This window comes from Pseudomonadota bacterium (genome assembly GCA_011049115.1).
Taxonomy (GTDB): domain Bacteria; phylum Desulfobacterota; class Anaeroferrophillalia; order Anaeroferrophillales; family Tharpellaceae; genus DSCM01.
The window spans coordinates 1-8,762 of record DSCM01000076.1 but is presented as its reverse complement, the minus strand read 5'-3'; the positions used below and the strand labels follow the sequence as shown (position 1 = coordinate 8,762).

General features: G+C 54.8%; 8 protein-coding genes. All 8 read right to left on the bottom strand.

From position 1 onward, the window contains the following. Positions 1-447: 447 nt before the first annotated feature. Positions 448-696, bottom strand: a complete 249-nt coding sequence (locus ENN66_06215; protein ID HDS16195.1) for a hypothetical protein — start codon at positions 694-696, stop codon at positions 448-450. 253 nt (positions 697-949) lie between these two features. Continuing rightward, on the bottom strand, positions 950-1,306 hold the full coding sequence (locus ENN66_06210; protein ID HDS16194.1) for a hypothetical protein: 357 nt from the start codon (positions 1,304-1,306) through the stop codon (positions 950-952). Between the two features lie 65 nt (positions 1,307-1,371). After that, positions 1,372-1,695 (bottom strand): hypothetical protein, encoded by a 324-nt coding sequence (locus tag ENN66_06205; protein ID HDS16193.1) that lies wholly within the window; start codon positions 1,693-1,695, stop codon positions 1,372-1,374. Positions 1,696-1,732: 37 nt separating this feature from the next. Further along, positions 1,733-5,752: a hypothetical protein gene (locus ENN66_06200; protein ID HDS16192.1), complete on the bottom strand. Its 4,020-nt coding sequence runs from the start codon at positions 5,750-5,752 to the stop codon at positions 1,733-1,735. A gap of 55 nt (positions 5,753-5,807) precedes the next feature. Next, positions 5,808-6,284, bottom strand: coding sequence for a hypothetical protein (locus ENN66_06195; protein HDS16191.1), 477 nt, complete (start codon positions 6,282-6,284; stop codon positions 5,808-5,810). After that, on the bottom strand, positions 6,281-6,832 hold the full coding sequence (locus tag ENN66_06190) for a prepilin-type N-terminal cleavage/methylation domain-containing protein (protein HDS16190.1): 552 nt from the start codon (positions 6,830-6,832) through the stop codon (positions 6,281-6,283). Before ENN66_06190 ends, ENN66_06195 begins: the two co-directional genes overlap by 4 nt. 29 nt (positions 6,833-6,861) lie before the next feature. Then, positions 6,862-7,899 carry a prepilin-type N-terminal cleavage/methylation domain-containing protein gene (locus tag ENN66_06185; GenBank protein ID HDS16189.1) on the bottom strand — a complete coding sequence of 346 codons (1,038 nt, stop codon included), beginning with the start codon at positions 7,897-7,899 and terminating at the stop codon, positions 6,862-6,864. Beyond that, complete coding sequence (locus tag ENN66_06180; GenBank protein ID HDS16188.1) at positions 7,890-8,495, bottom strand: prepilin-type N-terminal cleavage/methylation domain-containing protein; 606 nt, start codon at positions 8,493-8,495, stop codon at positions 7,890-7,892. The genes ENN66_06185 and ENN66_06180 overlap by 10 nt, the downstream gene beginning before the upstream one ends. Positions 8,496-8,762 lie beyond the last annotated feature (267 nt).

The following is an 8,762-nucleotide window of genomic DNA, read 5'->3' as shown; positions in this document are numbered from 1 at the left end:
GGTCCCATCGTTTGCCTTTGCCCCCGATCCAGAACATCCAGGCGCACGAAATTCGTATTCCGTAACTGATCATCTTGGCGTCTGACAGTCTGCCCTGCCGGCTCTTTCGGCCAATTAATATTGTAATGTTCCGGTTGTGTATCTTCTACTTTTTTTAATCCGATCCACTTCCCTTTAACTCATCTTTGACAGTTGCCTAAAAACAATCTTTTAATAACAATCTGTAACAAGGCGCAACAATGGCCTTGGCACTACAGTTTCTCTTTCTGTTTTTTGGAAATCCAGCAGCTCATATTTCTCGAATCGTTGGAGGGATAGCCACGCCTACAACCAGAAACACTTTCCCCGCGCACCCCTGGCATTCGCTTCTGACCACGAATGATTTTTCCTTTTTCGGTCAAAGTGATTTCCTGTAGAGCTTTAAGGTCATGTTTGATGTCGGTCCACTCAAATTCTTGGCGGCCCAACTTTCACGGCTGTTACATCCGCGTGGCTCTTCCCGGTCAGAACCAGCAGGACCTTTTCGGAAAAACGGGCCAGAGAACGAACGAGACCTTCAATCTCTCCTTTGTCCTGCATCTCGTCGAGGCGGCCGAGGGTGGCGATGACTCGTTGTTTGACTTTTTTGCCTTCGCACCGACTTTCGACGATTTGCAGATACTGGTTTTTACCGGATTTTTTGACTCGAGCAAACATGGTGACCTCCTCCTTTTCTAAGGACATCACCAATATGGCAAATATATCCAAACTAAATCAAGGTTAAAGTGGCATAATCGTGACACTACAGTTTTGCCGTTTCACCAGTTGTAGCATAATAATTTCGTAAAGTTAGCCTCATAATGGCTTTCCAACTGTCAAAGAAAAGCATCAATATTTTGGGTTGCGGGCTTTGCCCGCGTTAGGGTTTTCGGGATGACGGAGACCAGGACCACGACCTGGGGTTAGAGGTCTATCGCTTCTGTAAACTTTTGGTGTCCAGAACTTCAACCGTATCCTGGACCCGTCCGGTGTAATGTTCTTTCTCCTGAGATAAAAACGCGTTTATCAGACTTTTGGTACTACTGTAGGCCCCGGCATTGGTGCCGCCGATGGCGTAAATCTTGCCGTCCGGGGTGGATACGGCCGCTAAAGTGGAGCGCGGCAGGTTCAGGGAAGGCCCTTCTTCCCAGGTGTCGGCAACCGGGTCATAGATGAATACGTCCGGGTAGGCAAAAAACGGGATGATTCGCTCCCTGTTACGCCGCCATGACTGGCCGATAGAGGGGTGAGAATCATCCCGCTTGGTTTCGAATGCCGCCAGGCTCAGTTCAGTTTGCTCGGCTGTTGTCGCCTGGGGTGGGTACGGGCATGTGGTTCAAAATCCATTTCCATTCAATGAAACGATTTTTCCTTGAATGGGGCGATGCTCAGGATGACGGCGCTCGCTTTCAGATAGGTTATCGTGACCTTTTGGTTGAGCAGGCTTTTGGCGGTCCCGGCCAAATTCATGGCCTTTTTCTTGTCTTCAGTCATGATATACATATCCTTGCCGTCAATCGTGAGCCGGTAGCGATCGCTGAGCAGGTTGATGCTTTGCAGAACCCCGCTGTAGGATTCATCCGCTGGTCCGGCGGCCAGGGCGGCCTGGCATGATTTCTGATAAAAGGGCAGCGCCAAGCAGCAGACGACGATGACCGCTGAGAATAAAAGCTTCATTTTTTTTGATCCTTTCCTTTTTTCCGGTTGGTTGAATTTATCGATTCCCCGACAGACAGCGCCAATTGATCATGTCGATGGATAAATTGGGCTGGGGAATTTTGGAGGAGCCCTCCTCGCCCAGTCCCGGAAGTCCGCCCCCGACGCTGCAGAAGGCCGCGACCACCCCGTCGCGAATGATGATCTCCGGAGATGACGGAATGGCTTCGCCGATGGTCCGATAGCGGTCCCGATAGTCATATTTTTTACTGTAGACGCCGCCGCTTTCCGTGTCGTTGCCTTTGTAATAGTTGAGGCCGGCGGTGCCGTCGCAGTAGTTGAGGCCGTAGATCTTGGCTTCGCCGTGAGGGAAACAGGGATCGGTGGCATTGGGAGTAAAGGTTGGAATGTAGCCGATACCATAGAAGATGGTCGGCTGCGCGAGCACCTTTTCGCCGACGTGGCTGTAACTGTCGATGATGGCGTCAAGCTTGATGTACCAGCCGTAGGTTTCGGCCAGGGTCCCGTAAAGCGTTTCTCTTTCGCTGGCCGACAGGGTCGAGTCGACATCCAGTTCATCGTGGGTGACATTGAGTAGATTTCTTTCGTCGAGAGTGGCGGCGGCATCGTCGACGATCATGTAGATGCGGTCGTGAATATCGGTTTTCATGGGTTGTTCCCGATCGCCGGTGCCGACCATCAGCACAATGCTTTCGGAGTCGCGGGCCTCGTCGTCGCCGTCAACATAGTTGCAGTTGCCCAGATAGGTGCCGGTCGGAGCATAGAACATCTTGCGCCCGTCATCGGAGCTGATCAGGCTGCCGCCGCTGTTGCCGCTGCCGGCGTTGGAACCGGGATTGGCCTTGAAGACCAGGCGGGGGCTGCCCCAGGTGTAGCTGCTGTTGCTGTAGGCGACGTGCCAAATCTGGCCGCCTAGATCGCTGAAGTAGACCCCGCTCAGATAACCGTAATCATCCGTCAAAATCAGTGGGTCACAGGGCACGGCATACTGCATGGCATAAGTTGGATCGGTGGGCGTCGATGAGTAGGTGAATTTTTTAATTATGAAGCCGGCGCTGGTTTCCGGTTGCGAGATGTCGATAAAAAAGATCCCCCGGCCCATGCTGTCGACACCGTCCGGATCGATGCCATCCGCGCCGCTGGCGTCATAGCCGCCGCCGAAAACCCCGATGGTCTTGCTTGACGAGCTTGAGACGCGGAATTTTACTAGGCTGACCTTGGACCAGCTTTGTCCCAGTTCGTTGAAGCCGGCCAGACTGTTGTCGATATTCCATTTCTCGGTCCAGTTTAAGGGGTTGTTGTTGGCGACGTTCAGGGAAATGTAGGCCCGGCCGCCGCGGCGCAAGCCGAAAATCAGCTGGTCGGGCACGATCTGGCCGCTGCTGTTGAAACTGTAGCTATAGGTGGCCGGGCCGTCGACAAAGAAGAGCGGGCTGGGATAGGTCGCGCTTTGCCCCGGATCAAGCTCCTTTAAGCGTAACAGCAGGTTCTCCGGAATGAAAGCGACGACCTCCCGACCATCGCTGTCGTCAAAGACATGCAGCATGCCGTCGTTGCCGCCGATGACGATGTAGGTTTTGGCGGGCGAGGCGCTCTCGTAATGCACGATCGCCGGGCTTGAGTGAATGAAACTGCCCAGCGGCCAGTTGCGGCGGGCCACCGGATAGTGGTTGCTGCTGCCGTCCTCGGCGTAAGTGTAACCATAGATGTAGTTGAAGATTTTGTAACGTTCGGCGTCGTCAGTCACACCCAGGTCGGCATTGTTGAAGTTGGCCGGCAGAAACTGAGTATTGGTGCCGCTGTTTTTCAGTACATAGATGCTGCGGCCCGTGCTGGTATAGGGGAATGAGGTCAGATTGCCGGCGGCGACGGCGGCTTTCAAGAGAGCCCCGACGCCGCCTTTTTCAACCTCGCCGCCGTCACTTTCCGTACTCCAGAAAGAAACCGAGGTTTCAAGAAAAACGCCGTCGCAGTCAACCGCGTCGAGGTCGTTCTGATCAACAACCACCCATTCTTCCTCGCTGCGCTCGGCGCAGTTGCTTTTCTGGCGTTTGTCCAGTTTATATTTCTTCAGGTTGCCGCTCCAGCGATCGACGGTGGGTTTGAAAAAGGCCATGTACAGCTGGTCGCCGCTCTGGGTTTTGTTGGAGGTGTCAACCGAGATGACCGGGGCCACGTAGGAGGTGCTTTTAATGATCATCAGGCCCAGCGAGTAAAAAGCGTTGATCAGTTGCTGCTTGTTGTAGGCGGCGAGATAAAGACCGCCGCCATCCTCGGCGGCGTCCTTTAACAGCGGCAGACCCTGAATGAAACTCAGCATGTGGCAGGTGATGTTGTCATAGGATGCGCCGGGCGTGTCGATTTCGCTGCGGTCCCGAAAACTGTAATTGTAAAGATAGGAGGCGACGTCGTCAAAATAGTTGGCCGGCGCCGGGTGGTACTGGTAAGGATCGGCGGTCCAGCCGTCGCCGTCGGTGTCCGTGAAGGTCTTGCCGCTGATGCGGCTCCAGTCGTCATCCTGCGAGGGAAAACCGTCCGAGATGGTGATACAGTAGTTGCGGGAGCAGTCGGGGAGAAGGTTTTTCTTGGCCTCAAAATGTTTAAAAATATCCTGCAGAGATTCGCCCAAAGGGGTGCCGCCATTTGGTTCCAGGGCGTTAATATGGGTGACGATGTTCTGGCGCACGGCGTCATCGTCGAGTACCGGGTTAAAGGGCTGCCAGATATGGGCCCCGTTGCCGGTGTGCGGACTGGTTGCAAAGCTGGCCAAGGCCCAGTTGATCTTGCCCCGGGTCATGTCGATGACGTGGAGAATGGCTTCCCGCACGGCATCGATGCGGCGCTGCATCTTGTAGCCGGAGGCGTTCTCGTTGGTTTCCAGGTATTCATATTTGTCGATGAAAAATCCTCTGGCGGTAGTTCTTCTATCCGAGGTAAACGAGATAAAGAATTTGTGGTTGGCGGTGAGCGTGAAGGGCCCTTTCCAGAAATCGGTGCCGAGGTTGCCGGAGAGATGAAAGACACGATTGCCGGTGTGGGTGTTATCCTTGAAGATGTCGACAAAGTCAGAACCGCTTTCCGTGGCGAAATCCGCAAAATGCAGCCTGACCTTGGTGGCGTCGAGCTGGGCCAGCTCCCAGGTCTGCTCGTGGCGATTGGGATAATTACTGGGGTAATTGGTCGAATTGATGCTGCAGGCCACCGTGTGCCAGAATTCCTCGAGCGTGTCGGGAAAGGTCCGTGTCTTCCAGGTGCGGTAATCCTCGTTTATACTGTTGATCGTATAGAGGTTGTACATCATCTGCATGTTGATCCAGTTGCCGGAGATGAAGAAATAGACGTTGGTGTCGTTGTGTTCAACCACGTTGTGATTGGCCGCGTCGACCCCTTTCAGACCGCTGAAATACCAGCCTGGAGCGTTGAGCTGGCCCCCGAAACCCTGGTCGGTCAGGGAGCCATCGGGATTGGCCTGAAAGTCGTGGAGTTTGATGCCGCGATCCAGAGGCAGGGGCACCCCGTCGAGAAGGATATAGCCGGCTTCATCGAGGCTGAGTCTGGGAGTGTGCAGGCCGTCTCCAGAGAGGTTGCCGTCTTCATCAATATAGGTATAGGTGTGGACAACATTGTTGGTGTACCAGATATAATTGGGATCGCCGGCGTCGCCGGTATAGGTGACGCCGGTGGCGGTGATGGTTACCCCGGTGTTGCCTTTCAGCAACAAAATCTCCCGGCGTGGGTATTGTCGTCCGGTACCGGGTCCGTCGGGGGCGTAAAAGTAGTTGTTGGTCCCGCCTCCGCCAGCGATAAGGTCGTAATCGCCCTGCTCCGAGGCCCAGTTGTAAAAAGCGCCGTAATCGATGGTCTGGTCGTAGATGCCGAATTCCATGCTGCCCGAGGAGTCAAATAAAATGGCGACGTTGGGTCTTAGGTTGGTCTGGTAGACATCGGTATCAAGTCCGAAGGCCGCGGCCCCGCCGCCGACCGTGAAAATCAAGGCCAGGATGATGGTTTGGCAGAAGCCGGGAATAAAGGCTGCGTTTTTTTTTGCAAAAGGCATGGCGCTTACCTCGCTGAAGTTCAGGTCGGGCTTGTTGAGAACCCGTGTTTCTTTCCTAAAGTTTAGGGCCGATTTTGCTTTCCACGGTGCTGACTGCGGTTTTATTGAGATTGTTCCGCCGGGCTCGGGTTCTGGTGCTGTAATAGTAGGAATTGAACAGATTGAAGGAATAGCCGGCTTTCTTGGTGGGGCGGTAAAAATGATAGTTTATCCGGACCCGGTAGGCCGGGCTGGTCATGCCGGTCGGCAGGCCGGAAATGGTTTTATCGCCGGCCCCGTCGTCGCTGTTATCAAGCGTGGCCGGTTGGGTGATATTGGTGACCGGCAGTCCGGTGGAGATTCTCGGCACCTCGAGTTGATTGGTGCCGTCGGCGACGAAAAAGTCTTTGCTTTTATCGCGCTGGTTGCGGGTGATCTGTCCGTCGATCGTGGAGTCGGTCGCGATGCCGATGCCCAGCATGGCGGCCACGGTCAGAATCAGCAGGCAGATGACCAAGGCCATCCCTTTGCTGTCCGCGATGAGCTTTGTCATGATTCCGGGTCCATTTTGAAGGTTATGATGGTCGGTTCGATCTTGCCGGGGTCGCGGTTGTAACCGCCCAGGCTGAGGTTGCCGGTTTTGGGATCCTTTTTCTCGAAAGCCGCGAAAATTAGAATCAGTTTGATGTCGTCATTCGGCGAGCCGACAACCAGGCTGTTTCCGGTAGTAATCTGCCAACGCACATAATAGCGTTGATTTTCCTGTTCGACCCGGTACCATTGCAAACCGTCGGGGCTGCTGTGCACGACGTAGTCCAGGCCGGCGATGTTTCCGGTGTCGCCGGCACTGCCGGTCGGATAAGCGGTCGCCGCGGCGTCGCTGTTGTCGTCCGCCAGAAGGTGGTTGTTGTAGTCCAGATACATCAGATGTTCCGCCATCCGCTCAGCGACCAGGACCGCCCGGTTCAAATCCCGGGAAAAACCACGATTCTGAATCGCCCGACCGTTTAAAAACGTAAACCCGAGAATGCCGAAGGCCATCACCGCCATGGCGATCAGCAATTCGATCAGGGTAAAGCCCTGGGGCCGGTCATGCTTCATGGCTGCCGCTCTTTTCTGTCTTTATTCAGCTACAGGTTAAGGTTGCGGATCGTGATGGTCGTTTCGAGGAGGTAGCGATGCACGCTTCTATGCGTATCGAGATTCCCCGCGTCGGTGCCGGTAAAAGGGCCGACCGTGACTCCGGCCAGATCATAAGTTCTTCGGTCAATGTATTCTTTGTCGATTTTTCCCGTCCGGGCGAGAAGAAAAACCCGCACCGCCCGAATCCGGGAAATGTCGGCCGGATCGTCGACCCAACTGTCGATCAGGCCGTCGCTGCCGGTATCGATGCCGTATTGGAACTGCAGATCCTGAATGTTTTCGGCGACATCCAGTTGCGTGCTGCTGGCGGAAACATGGTCGTCGATTCTCAGACTGTTATTGACCAGCCGAATGGTGAAGGCCTGTACTTGGTAGACCATGACATCTATCGGTTTCGGGGTGCCGGTGAGAGGATCGATGCAGTTGATGGCGTTGCTGATTTCGCTGACTTCCTGGGGGTCGAGACTGCTGGTCAGGGTCAAAAGGTTGCCGGCCGCGGCCGAGATGGTTCGGTACACGTTGTTGTGGCTGGGAGAAATGGCAATGTAGCTCTTGGCGGCGGTGCCCCCAAGCTTGTGGTCGGCGGTATCGAGGGTTATCTGGGTGGCGGAGATCGCGGTGATCTTGCCCGCGTATCTGACGGCTCCGGCCAGGGTCAGCTGGTCCGGGATTGGAGACGTCTGGTTGTCAATGACGAACATCGCGTTAAGCTCGTCGTTGTCACTACCGTCATCATAGATGGGGGGACTGTTGTCATAGGTCGCCAGATGACCGGAGGTCAGCTGGTTGCCGAAACTGTCTTTGCAGTTGGCCCCGGCCATGCGCAGCAGGTTGCAGATCCGCTCCATGGCTATGCGGGCGTTCATCTGCATGTCAATGAGATCCTCCTCGCTGTGGTAGACCTTATTCTGGCCGGTAATGCTGGTCATGGCGCCGATCGAGACAATGCCGAGAATGACCAGGACCACCATCAATTCAACCAGGGTGAAGCCCCGGCAATTGTTAGAGTTTTTTATCAGCGCCATGTTCCCCCTCCGGTCGCCCAGTAGCGGCTTTGGATTCTGCCGACGTTGTTGGAGCCGACGGCATAAGTGCCGGAGCTGTCCTGGTTGGGGGTATGCAGATAGACCCAGCCGTTGGAAGCGGTGCCCGCAGGGCTGAAACGAACGCGGTTGCCGCTGAAGGAAACAAAGTTGGAGGCGGGAACGGACGCGGTGCCGCTCGCGCTGGTGCCGGGTCCTCCGTCGTCGTAGGTCACGGCGCCAAAGGCAATATCACTCGGCAGGGTGACGGTTTCCAGCAGTTCGGCGGCGCCGTCATAAGTGTTGTCGTTATCCAGGTCGCGCCACAGGGTGAAACAAGAATCAATCGCGCCGTCGTCGTTAATGTCGAAATCAACCAGAACATTACAGTTTTCCCGTACCGCCAGCAGCCGCGCCTGTTGCATCTTGGCGCGCAGGGTGCGCGCCGTGCTTTTCAGCCGATAGCCGCTGGAGTGCATTTCCGCGTAGGTGAAGGCGGCGATCAGGGAGGTGATGGTGATGACCACCATCAATTCGACCAGGGTGAAGCCCCCGTGGGCGGTCAACCGGTTTGCTGAGCGGTTCCGGTTGCTGGTCATAGGTCGATGGCGGCCGGGCGGCTGATTGCAAAAATGTTATTCATGGCTCTTTGGTTGGCCGGCAATTGCAATATCGTTACCGGCGACACCTTGAAATTTCTACTTGCTGCGGAAATTTGATTGCTATCTTTAATAAGATTAATAACATTAGCACAGGCAAAGGTTAAACACAAGTGGATTTTAGGATAGAGTCCTTAGCATGTAAAGCAATTCGCATTCCCGCAAATACGAAAAAAATCTGTAAGCGGAGAAATTATCCCGGATTTT